This window comes from Streptomyces narbonensis (assembly GCF_014649015.1).
In the GTDB taxonomy this organism is placed as follows: Bacteria; Actinomycetota; Actinomycetes; order Streptomycetales; family Streptomycetaceae; genus Streptomyces; species Streptomyces narbonensis.
Genome location: NZ_BMSF01000021.1, coordinates 83,461 through 105,702, shown reverse-complemented (window position 1 = coordinate 105,702; position 22,242 = coordinate 83,461). Strand labels below are relative to the sequence as shown.

Annotated in this window: 21 protein-coding genes, 1 pseudogene and 1 riboswitch; of the genes and pseudogenes, 15 read left to right on the top strand and 7 right to left on the bottom strand. The window is 70.4% G+C overall.

The features are described 5' to 3' along the window. Positions 1 to 209: 209 nt before the first annotated feature. From clsA to IE124_RS30195, 10 genes and pseudogenes are all read left to right on the top strand, one after another. A complete protein-coding gene (gene clsA / locus IE124_RS30240) occupies positions 210 to 818 on the top strand; it encodes a cardiolipin synthase ClsA (RefSeq protein ID WP_024756906.1) in 609 nt (202 codons plus the stop codon). A 116-nt stretch (positions 819 to 934) separates the two neighbouring features. Continuing rightward, positions 935 to 3,430 (top strand): mannose-1-phosphate guanyltransferase, encoded by a 2,496-nt coding sequence (locus tag IE124_RS30235; RefSeq protein WP_189512455.1) that lies wholly within the window; start codon positions 935 to 937, stop codon positions 3,428 to 3,430. A 101-nt stretch (positions 3,431 to 3,531) separates the two neighbouring features. Beyond that, positions 3,532 to 4,462, top strand: a pseudogene (locus IE124_RS30230) (DUF881 domain-containing protein). Next, the gene (locus IE124_RS30225; RefSeq protein WP_015032176.1) at positions 4,459 to 4,791 is read left to right on the top strand and encodes a small basic family protein; all 333 of its coding nucleotides are present in this window, start codon (positions 4,459 to 4,461) and stop codon (positions 4,789 to 4,791) included. Before IE124_RS30230 ends, IE124_RS30225 begins: the two are co-directional and overlap by 4 nt. A gap of 29 nt (positions 4,792 to 4,820) precedes the next feature. Then, positions 4,821 to 5,828, top strand: a complete 1,008-nt coding sequence (locus IE124_RS30220; protein WP_229833024.1) for a DUF881 domain-containing protein — start codon at positions 4,821 to 4,823, stop codon at positions 5,826 to 5,828. Between the two features lie 81 nt (positions 5,829 to 5,909). Further along, entirely contained in the window at positions 5,910 to 6,851 is a 942-nt protein-coding gene (locus IE124_RS30215; RefSeq protein ID WP_189512479.1) for an FHA domain-containing protein, read from the top strand. Between the two features lie 29 nt (positions 6,852 to 6,880). Further along, the gene (gene ftsR / locus IE124_RS30210; RefSeq protein ID WP_189512453.1) at positions 6,881 to 7,624 is read left to right on the top strand and encodes a transcriptional regulator FtsR; all 744 of its coding nucleotides are present in this window, start codon (positions 6,881 to 6,883) and stop codon (positions 7,622 to 7,624) included. 54 nt (positions 7,625 to 7,678) lie between these two features. Beyond that, positions 7,679 to 8,152 (top strand): bifunctional nuclease family protein, encoded by a 474-nt coding sequence (locus IE124_RS30205; RefSeq protein ID WP_015032172.1) that lies wholly within the window; start codon positions 7,679 to 7,681, stop codon positions 8,150 to 8,152. Between the two features lie 235 nt (positions 8,153 to 8,387). Continuing rightward, positions 8,388 to 9,005 carry a MerR family transcriptional regulator gene (locus IE124_RS30200; protein ID WP_189512450.1) on the top strand — a complete coding sequence of 206 codons (618 nt, stop codon included), beginning with the start codon at positions 8,388 to 8,390 and terminating at the stop codon, positions 9,003 to 9,005. Between the two features lie 171 nt (positions 9,006 to 9,176). Beyond that, positions 9,177 to 10,559 (top strand): DNA polymerase IV, encoded by a 1,383-nt coding sequence (locus tag IE124_RS30195; RefSeq protein WP_189512448.1) that lies wholly within the window; start codon positions 9,177 to 9,179, stop codon positions 10,557 to 10,559. 183 nt (positions 10,560 to 10,742) lie between these two features. Here IE124_RS30195 and IE124_RS30190 read toward each other — a convergent pair whose 3' ends face one another. After that, on the bottom strand, positions 10,743 to 11,111 hold the full coding sequence (locus IE124_RS30190) for a PRC-barrel domain-containing protein (RefSeq protein WP_189512445.1): 369 nt from the start codon (positions 11,109 to 11,111) through the stop codon (positions 10,743 to 10,745). A 113-nt stretch (positions 11,112 to 11,224) separates the two neighbouring features. Beyond that, a riboswitch (glycine riboswitch) is annotated at positions 11,225 to 11,324 on the top strand. 177 nt (positions 11,325 to 11,501) lie between these two features. Here IE124_RS30190 and gcvP point away from each other — a divergent pair. After that, on the top strand, positions 11,502 to 14,387 hold the full coding sequence (gcvP, locus tag IE124_RS30185) for an aminomethyl-transferring glycine dehydrogenase (protein ID WP_189512443.1): 2,886 nt from the start codon (positions 11,502 to 11,504) through the stop codon (positions 14,385 to 14,387). A 103-nt stretch (positions 14,388 to 14,490) separates the two neighbouring features. On the opposite strand, the gene IE124_RS30180 is transcribed toward gcvP, so the two are convergent. Further along, positions 14,491 to 14,697 (bottom strand): DUF5999 family protein, encoded by a 207-nt coding sequence (locus IE124_RS30180; RefSeq protein WP_150272292.1) that lies wholly within the window; start codon positions 14,695 to 14,697, stop codon positions 14,491 to 14,493. Between the two features lie 329 nt (positions 14,698 to 15,026). After that, positions 15,027 to 15,617, bottom strand: a complete 591-nt coding sequence (locus tag IE124_RS30175; protein WP_189512441.1) for a hypothetical protein — start codon at positions 15,615 to 15,617, stop codon at positions 15,027 to 15,029. Positions 15,618 to 16,106: 489 nt separating this feature from the next. On the opposite strand from IE124_RS30175, the gene IE124_RS30170 reads away from it, so the two are divergent. Both IE124_RS30170 and IE124_RS30165 read left to right on the top strand, forming a co-directional pair. Next, positions 16,107 to 17,606 (top strand): glutamate-cysteine ligase family protein, encoded by a 1,500-nt coding sequence (locus IE124_RS30170; RefSeq protein ID WP_189512439.1) that lies wholly within the window; start codon positions 16,107 to 16,109, stop codon positions 17,604 to 17,606. A 155-nt stretch (positions 17,607 to 17,761) separates the two neighbouring features. Then, on the top strand, positions 17,762 to 18,544 hold the full coding sequence (locus IE124_RS30165; RefSeq protein WP_189512437.1) for a CPBP family intramembrane glutamic endopeptidase: 783 nt from the start codon (positions 17,762 to 17,764) through the stop codon (positions 18,542 to 18,544). 98 nt (positions 18,545 to 18,642) lie between these two features. Here IE124_RS30165 and IE124_RS30160 read toward each other — a convergent pair whose 3' ends face one another. Then, positions 18,643 to 19,452, bottom strand: a complete 810-nt coding sequence (locus IE124_RS30160) for a PhzF family phenazine biosynthesis protein (protein WP_189512435.1) — start codon at positions 19,450 to 19,452, stop codon at positions 18,643 to 18,645. Positions 19,453 to 19,619: 167 nt separating this feature from the next. On the opposite strand from IE124_RS30160, the gene IE124_RS30155 reads away from it, so the two are divergent. Then, positions 19,620 to 19,994 carry a hypothetical protein gene (locus IE124_RS30155; protein ID WP_189512433.1) on the top strand — a complete coding sequence of 125 codons (375 nt, stop codon included), beginning with the start codon at positions 19,620 to 19,622 and terminating at the stop codon, positions 19,992 to 19,994. Here the strand turns inward: IE124_RS30155 and IE124_RS30150 are convergent. Next, positions 19,972 to 20,529: a GNAT family N-acetyltransferase gene (locus IE124_RS30150; protein ID WP_189512431.1), complete on the bottom strand. Its 558-nt coding sequence runs from the start codon at positions 20,527 to 20,529 to the stop codon at positions 19,972 to 19,974. The genes IE124_RS30155 and IE124_RS30150 overlap by 23 nt on opposite strands. Before the next feature lie 159 nt (positions 20,530 to 20,688). Between IE124_RS30150 and IE124_RS30145 the strand changes: the two genes are divergently transcribed. Then, positions 20,689 to 21,303 (top strand): PadR family transcriptional regulator, encoded by a 615-nt coding sequence (locus IE124_RS30145; RefSeq protein ID WP_189512429.1) that lies wholly within the window; start codon positions 20,689 to 20,691, stop codon positions 21,301 to 21,303. Between the two features lie 117 nt (positions 21,304 to 21,420). Here IE124_RS30145 and IE124_RS30140 read toward each other — a convergent pair whose 3' ends face one another. Both IE124_RS30140 and IE124_RS30135 read right to left on the bottom strand, forming a co-directional pair. Further along, the gene (locus IE124_RS30140) at positions 21,421 to 21,849 is read right to left on the bottom strand and encodes a type II toxin-antitoxin system Rv0910 family toxin (RefSeq protein ID WP_189512427.1); all 429 of its coding nucleotides are present in this window, start codon (positions 21,847 to 21,849) and stop codon (positions 21,421 to 21,423) included. A gap of 69 nt (positions 21,850 to 21,918) precedes the next feature. Continuing rightward, positions 21,919 to 22,143, bottom strand: a complete 225-nt coding sequence (locus IE124_RS30135) for a hypothetical protein (protein WP_189512425.1) — start codon at positions 22,141 to 22,143, stop codon at positions 21,919 to 21,921. Positions 22,144 to 22,242: the final 99 nt, after the last annotated feature.

Below are 22,242 nucleotides of genomic sequence, written 5' to 3'. Positions count from 1 at the left end.
CCTTTCAGCGCCGATGGTACTGCAGGGGGGACCCTGTGGGAGAGTAGGACGCCGCCGAACAATTTTTAGCCTCAACCCCCGGACTTCTGTCCGGGGGTTGAGGCATTTTGGCGTTCTGCCGGCAGCCCGGGACCCCGTGCACGGCCGCGTCCTGGCTGCGGGTAGGGTCAGGGGGCAACGTCGGCATCATCCCAGCAGGAGGCCCCCGGGTGGAGGTCCAGGAGACTCGCGTTCAGACCGACCGGGTCCTCACCATCCCCAACATTCTCAGCATGGCGCGTCTTCTCGGCGTGCCGCTGTTTCTGTGGCTCATTCTCCGTCCCGAGTTCGGCGGCCCCAACAGCGACGGGTGGGCTCTGCTCGTCCTGATGCTCAGTGGTGTCAGCGACTATCTCGACGGCAAGCTCGCCCGGCGCTGGAACCAGATCAGCAACCTCGGCCGGCTGCTCGACCCTGCCGCCGACCGGTTGTACATCCTGTCGACGCTCGTGGGGCTCACCTGGCGCGAGATCTTGCCGCTGTGGCTGACCGCCGCCCTTCTGGCGCGTGAGGCGATGCTGCTGGTCATGGTGGGAATCCTCCGCCGGCACGGCTACCCGCCGCCGCAGGTGAACTTCCTCGGGAAAGCGGCGACATTCAACTTGATGTACGCCTTCCCGCTGCTGCTTCTCAGTGACGGAACGGGATGGCTCTCGTCACTCGCTGAAGTTTTCGGGTGGGCCTTCGCCGGATGGGGTACAACTCTGTATTGGTGGGCAGGGATCCTCTACGTGGTCCAGGTCCGTCGACTCGTGAAGGCGGATACCGCGGCCGATTGAGCCCGTCCGTCCCGTGCCGAGCAACGTCGCCGGCAGGATCGAGGACGCCGAAGGGCCACCGAGCGGACAGGTGAAGTCGGCAGGACCGTCGTCTCTTCAAGGAGGACGCTTCCGACATGAAGGCCGTCGTGATGGCCGGTGGCGAAGGAACCCGACTTCGCCCCATGACCTCGAGCATGCCCAAGCCTCTTCTGCCGGTGGCAAACCGGCCGATCATGGAGCACGTCCTGCGACTGCTCAAGAGGCACGGTCTCAACGAGACCGTCGTCACCGTGCAGTTTCTCGCCTCACTCGTCAGGAACTATTTCGGCGACGGCGAAGAGCTGGGTATGGAGCTCACATACGCCAACGAGGAGAAGCCGCTCGGCACAGCGGGCAGCGTGAAGAATGCCGAAGAAGCGTTGAAGGACGACGCTTTTCTCGTCATCTCGGGGGACGCGCTCACAGATTTCGATCTGACCGATCTCATCGCCTTCCACAAGGAGAAGGGCGCTCTCGTCACCGTCTGTCTCACCAGGGTCCCGAACCCCCTGGAATTCGGGATCACGATCGTGGACGAAGAGGGAAAGGTCGAACGTTTCCTGGAAAAGCCCACCTGGGGCCAGGTCTTCTCGGACACCGTGAACACGGGTATCTACGTGATGGAGCCCGAGGTCTTCGACTACGTCGCGGCTGACACGTCGGTGGACTGGTCGGGCGATGTCTTCCCTCAGCTCATGAAGGACGGCAAGCCGATCTACGGCTATGTCGCCGAGGGCTACTGGGAGGACGTGGGCACTCACGAGAGCTATGTGAAGGCCCAGGCCGATGTGCTCGAAGGCAAGGTCCAGGTCGACATCGACGGCTTCGAGATCTCACCCGGTGTCTGGGTGGCCGAAGGCGCGGAGGTGCATCCGGACGCCGTGCTGCGCGGGCCGCTCTACATCGGGGACTACGCCAAGGTCGAGGCCGGCGCCGAGATCCGTGAGCACACCGTCATCGGTTCGAACGTGGTCATCAAGAGCGGGGCCTTCCTGCACAAGGCCGTCGTGCACGACAACGTCTACATCGGGCAGCAGAGCAATCTGCGCGGCTGTGTCATCGGAAAGAACACCGACATCATGCGGGCCGCCCGGATCGAGGACGGGGCCGTCATCGGGGACGAGTGCCTCGTCGGCGAAGAATCGATCGTGCAGGGGAACGTCCGGGTCTATCCGTTCAAGACGATCGAGGCCGGCGCCTTCGTCAACACCTCGGTCATCTGGGAGTCCCGGGGGCAGGCGCATCTTTTCGGGGCGCGCGGGGTGTCCGGCATCCTCAACGTGGAGATCACTCCGGAGCTCGCCGTGCGGCTCGCCGGGGCGTACGCGACGACGCTCAAGAAGGGTGCGACCGTCACCACGGCCCGCGATCACTCCAGGGGTGCCCGGGCGCTGAAGCGGGCGGTGATCTCGGCCTTGCAGGCCAGCGCCATCGACGTGCGGGACCTGGAGAACGTACCCCTGCCCGTGGCCCGGCAGCAGACCGCGCGCGGCAGTGCCGGCGGGATCATGGTCCGGACCTCGCCCGGTGTGCCGGACTCCGTGGACATCATGTTCTTCGACGAACGAGGGGCGGACCTCTCGCAGGCCGGGCAGCGGAAGCTCGACCGGGTGTTCGCGCGGCAGGAGTACCGGCGGGCGTTCCCGGGGGAGATCGGTGACCTGTCCTTCCCGGCGAGCGTCTTCGACTCGTACACCGGATCGCTGCTGCGGAACGTCGATACCTCGGGGATCGCCGAGGCGGGGCTCAAGGTGGTCGTGGACGCCTCCAACGGCAGTGCGGGGCTCGTCCTGCCGAGCCTCCTCGGCCGGCTCCAGGTCGACTCGCTGACGATCAACCCCGGTCTCGACGAGTCCCGGCCCACCGAGTCGGCCGACAGTCGGCGGGCCGGGCTCGTGCGGCTGGGGGAGATCGTGGCGTCGGCGCGGGCGGCGTTCGGGGTGCGGTTCGACCCCGTGGGCGAACGGCTCTCGCTCGTCGACGAGCGGGGGCGGATCATCGAGGACGACCGGGCGCTCCTGGTGATGCTGGACCTGGTGGCGGCGGAGCGGCGGTCGGGGCGGGTCGCTCTGCCCGTGACGACCACGAGGATCGCCGAGCAGGTCGCCGCGTACCACGGGACGCAGGTGGAGTGGACGACGACCTCGCCCGACGACCTCACGCGGGTCGGCCGGGAGGAGTCGACGATCTTCGGGGGTGACGGGCGCGGCGGTTTCATCGTGCCCGAGTTCAGCAGCGTCTTCGACGGTGCCGCCGCGTTCGTGCGGCTCATCGGTCTCGTGGCGCGGACGCAGCTCACGCTGAGCCAGATCGACGCCCGGATTCCGCGTGCGCATGTCCTGAAGAAGGACATCGCGACCCCGTGGGCCGTGAAGGGGCTTGTCATGCGTCGGGTGGTGGAGGCGGCGGGCAGCCGGTCCGTGGACACCACCGACGGTGTGCGGGTGGTCGAGGCCGACGGGCGCTGGGTGATGGTGCTTCCCGACCCGGCGGAGGCCGTCACCCATCTGTGGGCGGAGGGGCCCGACGACGCCTCCGCGCAGGCCCTGCTCGACGAGTGGACCGAAGTGGTCGACAGCGCCGGTCGCTGACGCGGTGGACCGTGAAGCCGGGAGGCGCCCTTCGGGGTGCCTCCCGGTGCTTTCCGGGGGCCATTCGGTGGTAGGCCGTGCGACGTGCGACGATGTGCGGCATGTCGCAGCAGCCCCCCGTTCGGAGCACCGGATCACCGCCGCCGCGCCCGGACGCGTCGATGTCGCTGCTGAACAACGTGATCGACCACGCCCTCGACGACGGTTATGCGGAGGCCACGGCCCGGCGCGAGGCCGAGGGCGGCGGTCTGCCCCGTAGCCTGCGTGCCAAGCTCGGTGTCGCCGCGGGCCTGGTGCTCGCCGCCGCCGTGGTGACCGTGGGCGCCGCGGAGGCGCGGATCTCGGCGCCGGTCGTCGCCAAGGAGCGGCAGGACCTGATCGACCGGATCGAGGGGGAGACCTCGGCGGCCGACGGGCTGGAGCGTGAGGTCGAGCGCATCAGGTCCGAGGTCGGGCAGCGGCAGCGCCAGGCGCTGGAGCAGCACGGCGGGGACCAGGCCGAGCTCGTCGCCCTGCTCTCGGGCGCGACCCCGGTGCACGGTCCCGGGGTGAAGCTCGTCGTCGACGATGCCAAGGGCACCGACACCGGTGGCGGGGGACCGCGGGAGAGCAGCGGGTTCTCCGACACGGGCCGGGTCCGGGACCGGGACATGCAGCGGGTCGTCAACGGTCTGTGGGAGTCCGGTGCCGAGGCCGTCTCGATCAACGGTCAGCGGCTGACGTCGCTCTCCGCGATCCGGGGCCGCCGGCGACGCCATACTGGTCGACAATAAGCCGCTGGTGCCGCCGTACACCGTCCTCGCGATCGGGGACGGGCAGCGGCTGAGCACAGCGTTCCAGGACAGCGCCGACGGGCAGTATCTGCACGCGCTGGTGGAGAACTTCGGGATCAGGAGCAGCATCTCGGCCGAGGGCGACGTACGCCTGCCGGCCGCGCCGAGCCTGACCGTACGTACAGCAGAGCCGAGGGGGGCCGGGGCGGCGACGCCGTCCGGTCGGGCCACGGCCGACACAGGGAAGGGCACATCGTGATCGCCGTACTGGGCCTGATCGTCGGAGTCGTGGTCGGACTGTTGGTCCGACCCGAGGTGCCGGCGGTGGTCGAGCCCTATCTTCCGATCGCCGTGGTCGCCGCCCTGGACGCGGTCTTCGGCGGGCTGCGGGCCATGCTCGACGGGATCTTCGTCGACAAGGTCTTCGTGGTGTCGTTCCTTTCGAACGTGGTCGTGGCCGCGCTGATCGTCTTCCTCGGCGACAAGCTGGGCGTGGGCGCGCAGCTCTCGACCGGTGTGGTCGTCGTGCTCGGTATCCGGATCTTCTCCAACGCGGCCGCCATCCGGCGTCACGTCTTCCGGGCGTGAGGCCGATGAACGAGGACCAGGGCCCTCAGATGTCCGAGAACCCGGATGACCACGAGAACGCCGAGAACCCCGACAAGTCCCGGAGCCCGCGGGATCCGAAGAGCCCGGAGGGTTCGCAGGGGCCTCTGAGCCCGCAGAGCCCGGAGAGCGCGGAGGGATCGCAGGAGTCCGGTCGGGCTCGTCCGGGTGAGGGCGTCGAGCAGCCTCGTACGCCCGAGAGCTCGCAGCGTGCCGGAAGCTCGGAGCAGGGCGAGGCCGTGGACGCGCCCGCGACTGCTGCCGTTCCCGCCGCGCCTGCCGCTGCCGGCGGGGTCGAGCCGAGTGGGCGGCGCCGGCTCGCGGACGCCGTGTGGCCGCCGCGGGTCACCCGGGCCCAACTCATCGTCGCGCTGCTGCTGTTCGTCCTCGGTCTGGGCCTGGCCATCCAGGTCTCCTCGACCAGCGAGAACAGCGCGCTGCGAGGGGCGCGGCAGGAGGACCTCGTACGGATCCTCGACGAGCTCGACGACCGCACGCAGCGCCTCGAGGACGAGAAGGCGCGTCTGGAGAAGCAGCGCACCGAGCTGGAGTCCAGCTCGGACCAGGCCGAGGAGGCCCGGAAGCAGACCCAGGAGAAGGAGGGGCAGCTCGGGGTCCTGGCCGGAACGGTCGCCGCCGAGGGGCCGGGAATCACCCTGACAGTCGGTGACCCCACGGGGGCCGTCGAGTCCGACATGCTGCTCGACGCCATCCAGGAGCTGCGCGCGGCGGGTGCCGAGGCGATCCAGGTCAACGGTGTGCGTGTGGTGGCGGACAGTTATTTCACCGGTGGCGGTGATGACATGCGGATCGATGGAACGAAGGTGGCCGCTCCGTACGTCTTCAAGGTCATCGGCAAGCCGGAGGATCTCGAGCCCGCGCTCAACATCCCCGGCGGTGTCGTGCAGACCCTGGAGAAGGAGCAGGCCACAGCCACGGTGGAGCGGTCGGCGAAGATCGTCGTCGATGCCTTGCGACCCGCGAAGCGGCCTGACTACGCTCAGTCGTCCTCGCAGTGAGACGGGGGACGAGAGGGTCCCGCGACAAGGGCATGACGTTGCGGGGGGTCGGCGCACCACAACGGTGGTGCGTGGTGGAAACTGTCCGGAGGATACGGACGTTGTGAAGGTGTCCGGGTCGGCAGGTGTGAGGGATTTCGGTTCGTCCTGCCCCACGGGCGGGTCTGTTTCGGTCAAGGGGAATCGCCCGTGAGTTTTTTTTCGAAGTTGTTCGGCAAGAGCGGACGCGAGGACGGTGGCAACGCCAAGCACCGCGCGTCGCGCCACGCCCAGAGCGAGGAGCAGAGCGGCGAGCGTCCGCTCTTCCGCGATGAGGTCGGCGGTCAGGGCGGTGACATTTCGGGCGCGCAGGGCGCGTCGTCTGTTGACCCTGCCGGGGCCGCACGCATAGGTTTCGGGGAACCATCAACCTCAAGTACGGGTGGAGGGTTCACGCCCGACCCGTACGCGACACAGACCTCCGCGGGGATGCCGCGGCAGGAGGATGCGTCCATGCCGGTGTGTACGAGGTGCGGTCACCGCAACGCGGCCGACAGCCGCTTCTGCTCCCACTGCGGCACGCCGCTTCGGGGCGGGGTCGCCGCCGAGCGTGCGTCCGAGACGACGTCGACGATCTCCATCTCGGGGCTCGAGGCGTACGACGCGGAGGTCACCGGCCAGAACGCGCTCCCGTCGCTGTCCCCGGAGGCGCTCGCGGCCGTGGAGGCCCTGCCTCTCGGCTCCGCGCTCCTCGTGGTGCGCCGGGGTCCGAACTCCGGCAGCCGGTTCCTGCTCGACGGAGAGCTGACGACGGCCGGCCGTCACCCGCAGAGCGACATCTTCCTGGACGACTTCACCGTCTCCCGGCGTCATGTCGAGTTCCGGCGGGCGCAGGACGGCAGCTTCACCGTCGCCGATGTCGGCAGCCTCAACGGCACGTACGTCAACCGTGAGCCGATCGAGTCGGTCGTGCTGTCCAACGGCGACGAGGTGCAGATCGGCAAGTACCGGCTGGTCTTCTATTCGAGCCAGCGGGGCGTGTGACGCCTCGGAGGAGCCTTCAGGGAAGGTCCATGCTGCGAACACCGACGGGCGGTGCCGGATCCGGCACCGCCACCGAGGGCGACCGGCTGGTCAGCATCGGCACGGTGCTGAACCAGCTGCGCGACGAGTTTCCCGAAGTGACGATCTCCAAGATCCGGTTCCTGGAGGCCGAGGGTCTCGTGGAGCCCCGGCGGACGGCGTCCGGGTACCGGAAGTTCAGCCCGCAGGATGTGGAGCGGCTCGCTCAGATCCTGCGGATGCAGCGGGACCACTATCTTCCGCTGAAGGTCATCCGTGAGCATCTCGACGCTCTCGCCCGGGGCGAGCAGGTCAGTCTTCCGGCGCCGGGGCGCCGCGGGGAGCTGCTCGACGGACCCTGGGAGCAGGACGGGGAGCGGCCCACCGCTGCCCGGATCGGCCGGGCCGAGCTGCTTGCCGCAGCCGAGGTGACCGAGGCCGAGCTCACCGAGTGGGAGTCCTTCGGTCTCCTCGCCGAGGTGCGGGGCGGCGGCTACGACGCGGAGGCCGTCACCGTCGCCAGACTTGTCGCGGATCTGGGGAGATTCGGTCTCGAACCCCGTCACCTGAGGGGCGTCAAGGCGGCCGCGGACCGTGAGGCCGGGCTCCTTGAACAGATGGTCGCGCCGCTGCGCCGGCACCGCAATCCGCAGACCAGAGCGCATGCGGAGGCCACCGCGAAGGAGCTCGCCGAGCTTTCCGTGAGACTCCACGCGGCCTTCGTGCAGACGGCTCTGGGCATCCGGCTCCAGTGATCTTGGACGGGCCCCGACTATCCAAACAGGTCGGGCACGTCCTAGGGTTGCTGTGTGAACGAGCTCGACGTTGTGGGTGTCCGGGTGGAAATGCCCTCCAACCAGCCGATCGTGCTCCTGCGGGAAGTGGGAGGCGATCGGTACCTCCCCATCTGGATCGGACCGGGTGAGGCGACCGCGATCGCCTTCGCCCAGCAGGGGATGGCCCCTCCGCGGCCGCTGACGCACGACCTGTTCAAGGACGTGCTGGAGGCCGTGGGGCAGGAGCTCACCGAGGTCCGCATCACGGATCTGCGTGACGGGGTCTTCTACGCCGAGCTGGTCTTCGCCAGCGGCGTCGAGGTGAGCGCCCGGCCGTCCGACGCGATAGCACTCGCCCTGCGTACCGGAACGCCGATCTACGGCAGTGACGGTGTGCTGGACGACGCCGGTATCGCGATTCCGGACGAGCAGGAGGACGAGGTGGAGAAGTTCCGCGAGTTTCTCGACCAGATCTCACCGGAGGACTTCGGGACCAACAGTCAGTGAGTCGTGCGGCCGAAGGCCGCTTGCGAGGCCGTTCGCGCGGCCGGCCGTCCGGTCGGCCGTACGAGCCGTTCGCGGGGTGCCGTCAGAGCATTCGAGTAGCCTTTCCCCGGGGAGAGACACGGCAAACCACTCTCAGGGTGATTATCACTCGGCGTGCCGAGTGTGGCGATCGTTGACGCACCCCGAGTGACTGCCTACCTTCGTGTGGGCAGGTCAAGGACGGAGGGTCGGCGTGATGAGCAGCGCGGACGGTACGGCAGGGAGCTCGCTCGGACGCGTGTCCGGGGAGTCCGGTCCGTATCCGCTTCACGGCAGTGTGGGCGACTTCGGAGCGGACGCGAGTACCGGCCCGGCGGGTGACGTGATCGGCTACCGCGGCCCCACGGCCTGCGCGGCCGCCGGCATCACCTACCGCCAGCTGGACTACTGGGCGCGCACCGGGCTCGTGGAGCCGAGCGTGCGGCCCGCGTACGGGTCGGGGACCCAGCGGCTCTACAGCTTTCGCGACGTCGTCGTCCTGAAGATCGTCAAGCGCTTCCTCGACACCGGGGTGGCCCTGCAGAACATCCGTGCGGCCGTGCAGCACCTGCGTGCCCGGGGCTTCCGGGATCTGGAGCGGATGACGCTCATGAGCGACGGCGCCACGGTCTACGAGTGCTCCTCGCCCGACGAGGTCGTCGACCTCCTCCAGGGCGGCCAGGGCGTCTTCGGCATCGCCGTCGGGGTCGTCTGGCGGGACGTGGAGGCAGCGCTCTCCCAGCTGCACGGGGAGCGGGTCGACACCGGCGAGACGCTCGTCCGGCACAACCCGGGGGACGAGCTGGCCAGGCGGCGGCGGGACAAGGCGGTCTGAGGGCGCTCCTGAGGGGGCCTCTTCGGGGTGCCCCTGAGAGGGCGCTGCTTGCTGTCGCTCGCACCGGGGCGGGGTGAGCGGCTCTTCCGGCTGCTGGGGTTTCCGGGGTTCTCGGGGTTCTTCGGGTGGTTGCCGGTCCCGTTGTCAGTGGCATGGGGCAGCATCGGAAGTGTGAGAGCCGCGCCGACGATCCTGCATCTCGACATGGATGCGTTCTTCGCCGCCGCCGAGCAGGCGGCGAAACCCAGCCTGCGCGGAAAGCCCGTGGTCGTCGGCGGTCTCGGGCCGCGTGGAGTGGTCGCCACCGCCTCGTACGAGGCGCGCCGTTTCGGAGTGCACTCGGCCATGCCGATGGGGCAGGCGCGGAGGCTCGCGCCGAACGCCGCGTATCTCGTCCCGCGGTTCGCCTTCTACCGGTCGATCAGCGAACAGGTCATGGAGCTGCTCGGCCGGCTCTCGCCGCTCGTGGAGCCGCTCAGCCTCGACGAGGCCTTCGTGGACCTGGAGGCCGGCGGCCTCGCCGACGACAGCGCGGGCGCGCGGGGCGTCGGGGAGCGGCTGCGGGCCGACATCCTCGCGACCACGGCGCTGACGGGGTCGGTGGGGCTCGCGGGGTCCAAGATGATCGCGAAGATCGCTTCCGAGGAGGCCAAACCGGACGGCCTCGTGCTCATCGAGCCGGGGACCGAGCGGGAGCTGCTCGGGCCTCGGTCGGTGCGGATCCTGCCCGGGGTCGGGCCGGCGACCGGTGAGCATCTGCGGCGTGCCGGTATGACCACGGTCTCCGACCTGACCGAGGCGGGCGAGGACGAGCTCGTGCGGCTGCTGGGGCGGGCGCACGGGGCCTCGCTGTACCGGATGGCCCAGGGGTACGACGATCGGGCCGTGGTGGCCGAGCGGGACGCCAAATCGGTGTCGGTCGAGGACACCTTCGACGTCGACCTGCACGACCGCGTGCGGATCCGGACCGAGGTGGAGCGGATCGCCGACCGGTGCGTGGCCCGGCTGCGGGCCTCGGGGCACTCGGGGCGGACGATCGTCCTCAAGGTGCGGCGGTACGACTTCTCGACGCTGACCCGGTCCGAGACGCTGCGGGGGCCCACGGACGACCCGATGGTCGTCCGGGAGGCCGCTGGGCGGCTCCTGGAGGCGGTCGACACGACCGGAGGCGTCCGGCTGCTCGGGGTGGGCGTGAGCGGGCTCGCGGACTACACGCAGGAGGACCTCTTCGCGCAGGCGGAGGAGGAGCGGGCGGCGGGCGCGGAGGCCGGCGCGGGGGAGCCGGTGGAGGGCGGTGGTGGTGCGGGCGAGCCCGAACCCGGTGGGGCCGTGGAGCTCGCCGTGGAGCGGCGGTGGGCGCCCGGGCACGACGTGCGGCACGCGGTGCACGGGGCGGGGTGGGTGCAGGGGAGCGGGGTCGGGCGCGTCACCGTGCGGTTCGAGGAGCCCTGGTCGGCGCCTGGGCGCGTGCGGACGTTCTCGGTGGACGATCCGGAACTGGAGCCTTCGGAGCCGTTGCCCCTGGTGCGCAAGGAGTGCCCGGCGGGGGCCTGACGGGGCGGTGGGCCGGTGCGGGGTGGTGGGTGTGCCCGGCCTTGCGGCCGGGCTGGGGTTCCTGCCCGCAGTGGGCGGAGGTGCGGGCTTTCCGTGGTGGGGTGCCGCGCCGGCTGCGGGCGTGCCCGGCCCGAGGGGGCAGGGTGTGGTCGCGCTCCCGTGCCGCGGAGAGGGCTTTGGGCTTCAGGTGCCTTCCTGGCCTGCCAGGCGGCCGAAGTCGGTGTCCTGGGGGGTCGGGGGCGGAAGCGTGAGGCTGTAGTGGCGGTAGAGCTGGAGTTCCTGTTCCGGGGAGAGATGTCGGCCCACTCCGAAGTCAGGGGCGTCCTTGATGAGTGCGCGTTCGAAGGGGATGTGGAGGCCGTCCGCGAGCAGGTCGCTCGGTGCCAGGGGGACGAAGGCGTCCCGACTGAACAGGCCGGTGCGGACCGCGGCCCATTCCGGGATGCCGGTCGCGTCGTCCAGGTACACCTCGTCCACGGTTCCGATCTTGTTTCCGTTCCGGTCGAACGCCTTGCGGCCGATCAGGCTGCGCGGATCGATGTCGGTCTGCACGGTCCCTCCAACTGGTCGCAACTGCTCTACACCTCTACCAAAGTGCACAAGTGGGATGTCGGCCACTTGAGCGACAGGAGCCGCAACCGCGCTGGTAGGCTGGCTGTGGCTGTCGACCCTGTGCGGGAGAGTCCCCCGGAGAAACCTTTCGGAGGGCGCCGAAGGAGCAAATCCTCCCCGGAATCTCTCAGGCCCCTGTACCGCGCGGACGAGGTCACTCTGGAAAGCAGAGCGGTGTCCGACGGCATGCGCTCTCACCGACGGTGAAAGCCGGCGTGCCGCAAGGCGTGCCGGTGAAACTCTCAGGTTGAGATGACAGAGGGGGAGGCCGTCCGGGTACCCGCGCCGTGGTGCCCCTCGCAGGTCGTGACGACCAGGAGGCCTCCGTACATGACCGCCAACCGCATTCCGCTCTCCGAGCTCGAGCAGGGCATCCCGTTCGAGCAGCGGCACATCGGGCCCGACGCCGAGGCGCGGGCCAAGATGCTCGCCCAGGTCGGCTACGGCTCGCTCGACGAGCTCACGGCCGCCGCGGTGCCGGACGTGATCAAGAACGCCGAGGCGCTGGGCCTGCCGGCCGCGCGGACCGAGGCCGAGGTGCTGGCCGAGCTGCGCACGCTCGCCGACCGCAACCAGGTCCTCGCCCCGATGATCGGCCTCGGCTACTACGGGACCTTCACCCCGCCGGTGATCCTCCGCAACGTCATGGAGAACCCGGCCTGGTACACCGCGTACACGCCGTACCAGCCGGAGATCTCGCAGGGGCGCCTCGAGGCCCTCCTGAACTTCCAGACCATGGTCGCCGACCTGACCGGTCTGCCCACCTCCGGTGCCTCCCTGCTCGACGAGGGAACCGCCGCCGCCGAGGCCATGGCGCTCGCCCGGCGCGTCGGCAAGGTCAAGAACGGCGTCTTCCTCATCGACGCCGACGCCCTGCCGCAGACGATCGCCGTCATCGAGACCCGCGCCGAGCCGACCGGTGTCGAGGTCGTCGTCGCCGACCTCAGCGATGGCATCCCCGCCGAGATCGCCGAGCGCGGTGTCTTCGGTGTGCTCATCCAGTACCCCGGTGCCTCCGGTGCCGTGCGGGACATCAAGCCGCTGATCGACGCCGCTCACGAGCTCGGCGCGATCGTCACCGTCGCCGCCGACCTGCTCGCGCTGACGCTGCTCACCTCGCCCGGTGAGCTCGGGGCCGACATCGCCGTCGGTACGACCCAGCGCTTCGGCGTGCCCATGGGCTTCGGTGGCCCCCACGCCGGTTACATGGCCGTCCAGGACAAGCACGCCCGCTCCCTGCCCGGCCGCCTGGTGGGCGTGTCCGTCGACGCCGACGGCAACCGCGCCTACCGCCTGGCCCTCCAGACCCGCGAGCAGCACATCCGCCGCGAGAAGGCCACCAGCAACATCTGCACCGCGCAGGTGCTCCTCGCCGTGATGGCCGGCATGTACGCCGTGTACCACGGTCCGGACGGGCTGAAGGGCATCGCGCTCCGCACCCACCGCTACGCCACGATCCTCGCCGCGGGTCTCACCGCCGGCGGCGTCGACGTCGTCCACGGCTCGTACTTCGACACCCTCACCGTCCGTGTGCCCGGCAAGGCCGACCAGGTCGTCGCCGCCGCCCGCGAGGCCGGCGTGAACCTCCACCGCGTCGACGCCGACCTCGTCTCGATCTCCTGTGACGAGACCACCGGTCGCGAGCAGATCGTCGCCGTCTGGGGCGCCTTCGGTGTCGACGGCGACGTCGAGGCCCTGGACGCCGCCGCCGAGGACACGCTGCCCAGCGGTCTGCTGCGCTCCGACGCGTACCTGACCCACCCGGTCTTCCACGCGCACCGCTCCGAGACGTCGATGCTGCGCTACCTGCGCAAGCTCGCCGACCGCGACTACGCGCTCGACCGCGGCATGATCCCGCTCGGCTCCTGCACGATGAAGCTGAACGCGACGACCGAGATGGAGCCGGTGACCTGGCCCGAGTTCGGCCAGATCCACCCCTTCGCCCCTGTCGACCAGGCGCAGGGCTACCTCACGCTCATCACCGAGCTGGAGGAGCGCCTCGCCGAGGTCACCGGCTACGACAAGGTGTCGATCCAGCCCAACGCCGGTTCGCAGGGCGAGCTGGCCGGCCTGCTGGCCGTCCGCGCCTACCACCGTGCCAACGGCGACCTCCAGCGCACCGTCTGCCTCATCCCTTCCTCCGCGCACGGCACCAACGCCGCCTCCGCGGTGATGGCCGGCATGAAGGTCGTCGTCGTCAAGACCGCCGACGACGGCGAGGTCGACGTCGCGGACCTGCGCGCGAAGATCGAGCAGTACCGCGACGAGCTGTCCGTGCTGATGATCACCTACCCGTCCACGCACGGCGTCTTCGAGGAGCACGTCGCGGACATCTGCGCCGAGGTCCACGAGGCCGGCGGTCAGGTGTACGTCGACGGCGCCAACCTCAACGCGCTGGTCGGTCTCGCCAAGCCGGGCAAGTTCGGCGGCGACGTCTCGCACCTGAACCTGCACAAGACCTTCTGCATCCCGCACGGCGGCGGCGGCCCGGGCGTCGGCCCGGTCGGCGTCCGCGCGCACCTCGCGCCGTACCTGCCGAACCACCCGCTGCAGCCGACGGCCGGCCCGGAGACGGGCGTCGGCCCGATCTCGGCAGCCCCGTGGGGCTCCGCCGGCATCCTGCCGATCTCCTGGTCGTACGTGCGCCTCATGGGCGGCGAGGGCCTCAAGCGCGCCACGCAGGTCGCCGTGCTCGCGGCGAACTACATCGCCAAGCGCCTGGAGCCGCACTTCCCGGTGCTCTACACCGGTCCGGCCGGTCTGGTCGCCCACGAGTGCATCGTGGACCTGCGTCCGATCTCGAAGGAGACGGGCGTGACGGTCGACGACATCGCCAAGCGTCTGATCGACTACGGCTTCCACGCGCCGACGATGTCCTTCCCGGTGGCCGGCACGCTGATGATCGAGCCGACCGAGTCCGAGGACATCACCGAGCTCGACCGCTTCTGCGACACCATGATCGCGATCCGCGCCGAGATCGAGAAGGTCGGCGCGGGCGAGTGGCCCGCCGACGACAACCCGCTGCACAACGCCCCGCACACCGCGGCCGCGCTGGGCGGCGAGTGGAACCACGCCTACACCCGCGACGAGGCGGTCTTCCCGACCGGTGTCTCGGCCGCCGACAAGTACTGGCCGCCGGTCCGCCGCATCGACGGCGCCTTCGGCGACCGGAACCTGGTCTGCTCCTGCCCGCCGATGGACGAGTACGACCAGTGAGGGTGAGCTTCACTCGCTGAGCACGGCCGAGGGCCGGTTCGGAGGATCTTCCTCCGGGCCGGCCCTCGGCGCTTCTCTCCCTCGTACGGCTCTCCGCACGCGCTCAGGCGGCGGTCGTCACCTGTCCCGCCGTCAGTGCCCTGTGAGGGGCGATGATCTGCCCGTCCGGCAGCAGTTCACCGGTGTCCTCGAAGAGCAGGACACCATTGCACAGCAGGCTCCAGCCCTGTTCCGGGTGGTGTGCCATCAGTCGGGCCGCCTCCCGGTCGTTGGAGTCGGCGGTGGGACAGGCAGGCTGGTGCTGGCACATGGGTGGGTTCTTTCGCTGCGTCGTGGTGGATGTCCTGCGGCTCTTCGCGCTCATCGCCGCCCCCGTCGGTCGGTTCGGTTCCGGTCCCAGTCTTGCTCCACGGACGGCCTTCCGCAGGTATTTCGCGGCAGCTCGTCCTCTCCGGGAAAGACGCATCACCCGCAGGGGCGGTTCAGGTCAAGTGCACGGTCTCTTCGGGTGGTTCGGAGTGGCCCAGGCGGGCTAGTCCGTCCGGGAGAGCTGTTCGGGAACACCGTTCGGGCATGGTCCTCGGACAGCAGTTCGCCCCGTGACCCGGTCGGGTCACGGGGCGGGCCGGGCAGGGTGGATCAGGCGGGCGCCGCCGAGCCCAGGAGGGGCGGCGGCGCGAGACGCGTACTGAGCACGGGCAGGAGGTCGGCGACCTGGTAGGGCCGGTGGGCCGCGATCCCCGGCGGTGCGGGGGCCAGGGGTACCAGGAGGTCGGCCGCGGCCGGGGCGTCGGTCGTGCCGTCCGCCTCCGGTTCGGTGTGCAGCCAGAGCGTCAGCATGTAGAGCTCGGGTACGGAGAGCAGCCGGGGCTGGTACGGGGTGGGCAGCGCCTCGGCCTGGAGCAGGGCCCGTTCCGTCGCTGTGACGTACGGCCCCTCGAAGAAGTGCGAGAAGGTCCAGCCGTCCGGGGTGAGCATGGTGTCCGCGGCGGCGATCGCCCGCTCCCCGTTCCGGATCAGGAACCGCCAGCCGGCGAGCCGGGTGCGGGGCCACTGTCCGGGTGCTCCTGGGGCGCCGAGGACGTGTACGGGCAGCGGGAGTTCGGGGCTCAGCGGTCCCTGCGCGGCCCGCAGGGCGGGCGTTCGGGCCTCGCGGACGGCGGTCGGTGAGCCGAGGGCCGTGAGGACGCTGCGGAGGGCCGGCGCAGGGGCCGGGGAGGGTCGGAGCATGGTGGGTCGCCTCTCACTCAGGAGACACGGTGATGCGTGGGCAGGTACGACGGCGCTGTCGGCGGCGCGGCCAGAGAGGGGCCATGGGGTCATGGGTCCATGACCGGGCACCAACACTCTGCCTCGTCCGCGGAGTTTATACGACACGTGTTCACAGAGTGTTTCCGCTAGACGGCGCCGATATTCCTGGCAAGGCCTCATCAGGCCTTATTTCATGGGCTGTTCAAGCGGAATCATGACGGCCGCGCGGTGCTCACCTGCGTCGTCCTCGCCGAGTCGGACGGCTGAATTCTGATCCCCTGTCAAGGGACAATAGGACATTGGTATATGTCGACCGTGTCATGCCTTCGGTAAGTGCCCTCGGAGAGCTCCTTCCAGCCTATCCGCCGACGGCCCGGATCCGCAGGCGTTGTCGATCAGAGAGGTGGGCATCATGGTCCGTGACGCGCGGCCGTCGCCGCGGCCGCCCACCATGGGAGGGACGGCTCGATGGGGGAGAAGGTCGACGCGGACGGGTTCGGCCCGGCCGACCGGCAGCAGTACCGGCGCAAGCTCCAGCAGTGTCTCGCGGGGCTCGCGAGGCTGCTGGCGGAGAAGAGGTTCGACCGGCCCCGCAATCTCATGGGACTGGAGATCGAACTCAATCTCGCCGGCGCCGACGGGCTGCCGCGGATGCTCAACGCACCGGTCCTGGAAAGGATCGCGAGCTCCGATTTCCAGACGGAACTCGGATTGTTCAACCTGGAAGTGAACATCGCTCCCCACCGGCTCGGCGGCAGGGTATTCGACCGGCTCGCCGAGGAGATCGGGACCGGGATCGGATATGCCGACCGCAAGGCCGCGGAACTCGACGCCGGTGTCGTCATGATCGGCATACTGCCCACGCTCGCGCAGAGCGACCTGGTCTTCGAGAACCTGTCGGCCGCCGACCGCTACACGCTCCTCAACAACCAGATCCTGGCCGCCAGGGGCGAGGACTTCATCCTCGACATCCACGGGGTCGAGAGCCTTCAGTGCACCTCGGAGTCGATCGTGCCGGAGGCCGCCTGCACCTCCGTCCAGCTCCACCTCCAGGTCACACCGGCCCGGTTCGCCGCCGTCTGGAACGCCGCGCAGGCGGTGTCGGGCGTCCAGATAGCCCTCGGCGCCAACGCGCCCTTCGTCTTCGGCCGTGAGGTGTGGCGCGAGTCCCGGCCGCCCCTCTTCACGCAGGCCACCGACACGCGGCCGCCCGAGCTGCAGTCCCAGGGCGTCCGGCCGCGCACCTGGTTCGGGGAGCGGTGGGTGGACTCGGTCTACGACCTCTTCGAGGAGAACCTCCGCTACTTCCCCGCCCTCCTGCCCATCTGCGACGAGGAGGACCCGCTGCTCGTCCTCGACGAGGGAGGCGTCCCGAAGCTCCAGGAGCTCGTCCTCCACAACGGCACGGTCTACCGCTGGAACAGGCCCGTCTACGGCTGGGTCGACGGCGTCCCGCACCTGCGGGTCGAGAACCGGGTCCTGCCCGCCGGGCCGACCGTGACCGACGTGATCGCGAACGCGGCCTTCTACTACGGGCTCGTCCGCTCGCTCGCCGACGAACCGCGGCCCGTCTGGAAGCGGATGGCCTTCGAGGACGCGGAGGCCAACTTCGACACGGCCTGCCGCCACGGCATCGACGCGGAGCTGCGCTGGCCCCGGGCGGGGCGCGCCGGGGGCGTCGCGACCCTGCCGGCGGTACGGCTCGTCCTCGACGAACTGCTGCCGCTCGCCGCCGCCGGGCTCGACGCCTGGCACATCGAGCCGGCGGACCGGGACTTCTACCTCGGGGTGATCGAGCAGCGCTGTCTGCGGAAGGTGAACGGCGCCTCCTGGCAGGCCGACACCTTCCACCAGGCGCTGGACTCGGGCCTCGACCGGGAGGCGGCGCTCGCCGCGACCACCCGCCGGTACCGGACGCTCATGCACGAGGGGGAGCCCGTGCACACCTGGCCCGTGGGGATCGGCTGACGTCTGGTGGTGGTCCGGGGCGGAGCCCCCGCGCATGGGTGATCATGTCAAGGTAGTCGAGGCCGGCCGGGGCGACCCCGGCCGGCGAGACCGCCGGAACAACGGCATGGGCCCACGACGGGGAAGCGGAGACAGGTGTGGTGTCGGAGCAAGACGTGAGGGACGCTTCCCTGCCCCCCGGAGGCCTGCCCCGGAAGCTGCTGCGCTCCGAGACCCTCATCGTGCTCGCGCTCTCGCTCGGCGCGAGCGCGCTGTCGTCCCTCATCAGCTTCATCGGCTCGCTGACCCGGCCCGGGTCGCTGAAGGAGCAGGCGGCGACGCTCAACGGTTCGTACGCTCCCGGGCGGCCGTGGCTCGACCTGTCCTGGCAGCTCTTCGGCATCGCCTCGGCGCTCGTGCCGGTCGTCCTCGTCGCCCACCTGCTGCTGCGGGAGGGGGCCGGGCTGCGGGCCATCGGCTTCGACCGGACCCGGCCCTGGCCCGACCTGGGGCGCGGGGCGCTGGTCGCGGCCGGGATCGGGAGCGCGGGCCTCGCCTTCTACCTGGCGGCGCGGGCCACCGGCTTCAACCTGACGGTGGTGCCGGAGTCGCTGCCGGAGGTGTGGTGGAAGTACCCGGTGCTGATCCTCTCGGCGGTGCAGAACTCCGTCCTGGAGGAGGTCGTCGTCGTCGGCTACCTGCTGCGCAGACTCGGGCAGTTGGGGTGGACGCCGATGGCGGCGCTCGTCGCGAGTTCGGTGCTGCGCGGCTCGTACCACCTCTACCAGGGGATCGGCGGCTTCATCGGCAACGTCGTGATGGGCGTCGTCTTCGTCCTGCTCTACCGGCGCTGGGGGCGGGTCGGGCCGCTGGTCGTGGCACACGCGCTGCTCGACATCGTGGCCTTCGTCGGATACGGGCTGCTCGCGGGGAAGGTGGGCTGGCTGCCCACGGGGTGACGCGGCCCGGGGCATCGGGGATGCGGGGCGGTGACTGGTGAGGGGCGTGCGGCTTGTGCCGTACGCCGCTCATTCCTTCGTTCCTCGCTTCGCTGTCGTCAGGCCTGGAGGTCGCCCTCGATGACCGTCACGGCGTGGCCGGTCAGCAGGGTGCGGTCGCCGCGCAGGCGGGTGCGGACGAGGCCCGTGCGGGCGCCGCCCTGGAAGCCGGTGAGCTCGTCGCGGCCGAAGCGGGCCGACCAGTAGGGGGCGAGCGCGGTGTGGGCGCTGCCGGTCACCGGGTCCTCGTCGATGCCGACGGCGGGGAAGAAGCCGCGGGACACGAAGTCATAGCCGCGGTCGGGGTCCTCCGCGGCGGCGGTGGCGATGACTCCGCGCGAGGAGAGGCCCTTGAGGGCGGCGAAGTCCGGCGCGAGGGCGCGCACGGTGGCCTCGTCACGGACTTCGACGACGAGGTCGCCGACGTGGGCGGCCGTGTCGTGGACGGCGACGACCTCGGTGCCGAGTGCCTTCTCCAGGCCGTCGGGAACGGGGAGGGGCGCGAGGGTGGAGGTCGGGAAGTCCATGGTGATCGTGCCGTCCGCCGCGGCGGTGGCGCTCAGGACGCCGGACCGGGTGGCGAAGCGGACGGTGCCGCTCGCCGTGCCCGTCGTGTGCAGGACGTGGGCCGTGGCCAGGGTCGCGTGGCCGCACATGTCGACCTCGGTGGTCGGCGTGAACCAGCGCAGCGCCCAGTCCGCCTCGCCGCCGGCCGGCAGGGGGTGGGCGAAGGCCGTCTCGGAGAGGTTGACCTCGGCCGCGACCTTCTGGAGCCAGGCGTCCTCGGGGAAGGAGTCGAGGAGCAGGACTCCGGCCGGGTTTCCGGAGAAGGGCTGGTCGGTGAAGGCGTCGACGATTCGGATCCGCATGCCGCCGACCGTACAAGGTGCGCGAACAGGCGGACCAAGGCCAATCGCGGAGAACTGGACCGGGCCGTCCTGCGTCCCCCGAAGGGAACCGTGGACCCCGGAAGTGCGGACCGGCGGAGGGGAGCGGGGAGCGGGGAGCAGGGACGTCGGCGTACGGGGGGGCTTCGATGATGTTCGGGTACTCGGACGAGTGGTGGGTGCTGTTCTTCGTTCCGGTGGTGCTGTGGGTGCCGTTCGGACCGTTCGTCATGGGCGGGATGGGGGTGTGGTGCGCCTTCCGGCCCGGCCTGCGGGCGCGGTTGTGGTCCGTACTGGTGCCGCTGCTTCCGGTGACGGTCTCCGCGATCGCCATGGTGCTGCCGCTGGATCAGCCGAAGCGCACCGATGACCTCGTGGGATACGTCCTCGTGTACGTCCTGGGCATCACCGTGCTGCCGTGGCTGCTGGGGTGGGGGATCACGCGGGTGGTGCGGGCCGTACGAGCGGTCCGCGCGCGACGCCGGCCGGCGGCGGACGGCGTCACAGGGGTGACAGGACCATGAGGACCTCGTCGCGGTCGTCGCCGGGGGCCAGCCGGAGGGCACCGGGCCAGCGGCCGGCCTCACGCCAGCCGAGGCGGCCGTAGAACTCCTCCAGGCCGACACCGCCGCGTGCCGCGAGCCTCAGCTGCTCCAGGGCCATCTCGTCGCGGGCGATCACCCGGCTCTGCCGCACCAGGCCCGCTCCGATGCCCCGTCCACGTACCCCGAGGCGGGTCTGGACGTGGTGCAGCGTGCCCCAGTGTGCGACCAGGGGATCCGGGTCGCGGCGCAGGTTCAGCCAGCCCGCGAGGGCTCCGTCCAGGGTCGCGACGACGAGGCGACTGGTCGCGGGGGCGAGACCGGTGACGAGGCGGTCGACCTCGGCGGCGACCTCGGCGGGATCGACCGGCGGGAAGGGGAAGCCGGCTGCGCCGCCCGCGTCGCTCACTTCGGTCCAGCACTCGGCGAGGGCCGCGACGAGGACGTCGCTCGCCGCGTCGGGGGAGGTCAGCTGTGCGTAGAGGGGAGCGCTGGGGCTCAGCGGGGCCGTCGTCATGATCGTGATCATGCCAGGCGCGGGGCGGCCGGCCCGGCCGTCATCGGGCCCTCCTGCGAAGAGAGCCGGGTATCGACTCTTGCTCGGTGAACAGTTCCGATATATCGTTGAGGCATCGCGACAGTTCGACGATGGAAACCCGATGGAAGGAGCGTTGCGATGCGTTCACATGGACACGAGTACGGAAACGGACACGGAGCCGGGCGTGGGGCCTGCGGCCCCGGACCTCGTGGGGACTTCGAGGGGCGGCGGTCCGCGTTCGGGCCGTTCGGGCCCGGCTTCGGCGGCGGTGGCCCCTTCGGGGGCGGGCGTGGTCGCGGTGGCGGTCGGGGGAGGGCGCGGCGCGGTGACGTGCGCGCGTCGATCCTGGCGTTGCTGAAGGACCGCCCCATGCACGGCTACGAGATGATCCGCGAGATCGGCGAGCGCAGTGACGGGGCCTGGAAGCCCAGCCCCGGCTCCGTCTACCCCACCCTCCAGATGCTGGAGGACGAGGGGCTGATCACCAGCGCGAGCGAGGGTGGCAAGAAGCTGTTCACGCTCACCGACTCCGGGCGCGCCGAGGCCGAGGAGGGCCCGGAGGCCCCGTGGGAGGAGGCCGGGCGCGGTGTCGACTGGGATGCCGTGAACGAGATCCGGCAGGCCGGCTTCGGTCTGATGGAGGCCTTCGGGCAGGTCTGGAAGACCGGCAGCCCCGAGCAGCGGCAGAAGGCCGTGGGCGTGATCAACGAAGCCCGCAAGAAGCTGTACCTCATCCTCGCCGACGAGGACTGAGGGGAGCGGCGGGAGTGGGCGACGAAGGGCCCCGCGGCGTGTGCCGCGGGGCCCTTCGTGTCTCGGTCGGGCGGCTGGGCGAAGGCCTTCGGCCGGGCGGCCCGGCTCGTGTCTTCGTCAGGCGACCAGGCCCGCGAGCTTGCGGAGCGACTCCGTCAGTGCCGCCGTCGCCGAGTCCTTGAGCTTTCCCGCCATCAGGGAGACCGCCGCGCCCGTGAACTCCCCCTCGATCCGGACCGTCGTCGCCTCCCCGTCCGCCGCGAGCGAGTAGCGCGTCGAGACGATCACCCCCATCGGCCCCTTGCCCCGGATGGCGAGCGCACGGTCCGTCTCCAGCTCCTCGACCGTCCAGAGCACCTCGGCGGGGAAGCCCATCAGCTTCATGTTCTCCGTGAAGGTGGCGCCCGTCTCCAGGGTCTCCGGGCCGCCGCTCGGGAAGCTGGTGTGCGTGGCGTTCCACTCGCCGTACGAGGGGAAGTCCGTCAGGCGCGCCCAGACCTTCCCGGCCGGCGCCTCGATCCGTGCCTCCGCGCTGACTTCGGCCATTGCGACCACCCCTTCAGGCGTGCCAACTGCTTCCGGTGTCGCGGAACGTAGCCGGGTGGGCGCGAACATTCAATACTGATGAACCGTCAGTTCTGCGGCGGTCGGCCCCGCGCCGTCGCCGATCCACCAGATCTCGGCCGAGTCGAAGCAGTCGGAGGCGCGCGGCCCCCCGTCCTCCTCGTGGCAGTGGAACGCGGCCCAGAACAGATCGGCCGGCAGCGCCTCCCGGGGTGCGTACACCCGGTACACGTACTGCCGTCCGTCGCGCGCGAGCAGGGCCACCATCCAGAACACGACCGGAGGACGATCGGCAACGGGCCTGCGGTTGCACAGGGGGCGCAATGCAAGGCGGCGCGCGCCCCCGGAGGCGAACGCGGGCAATCTCCTTCGTAA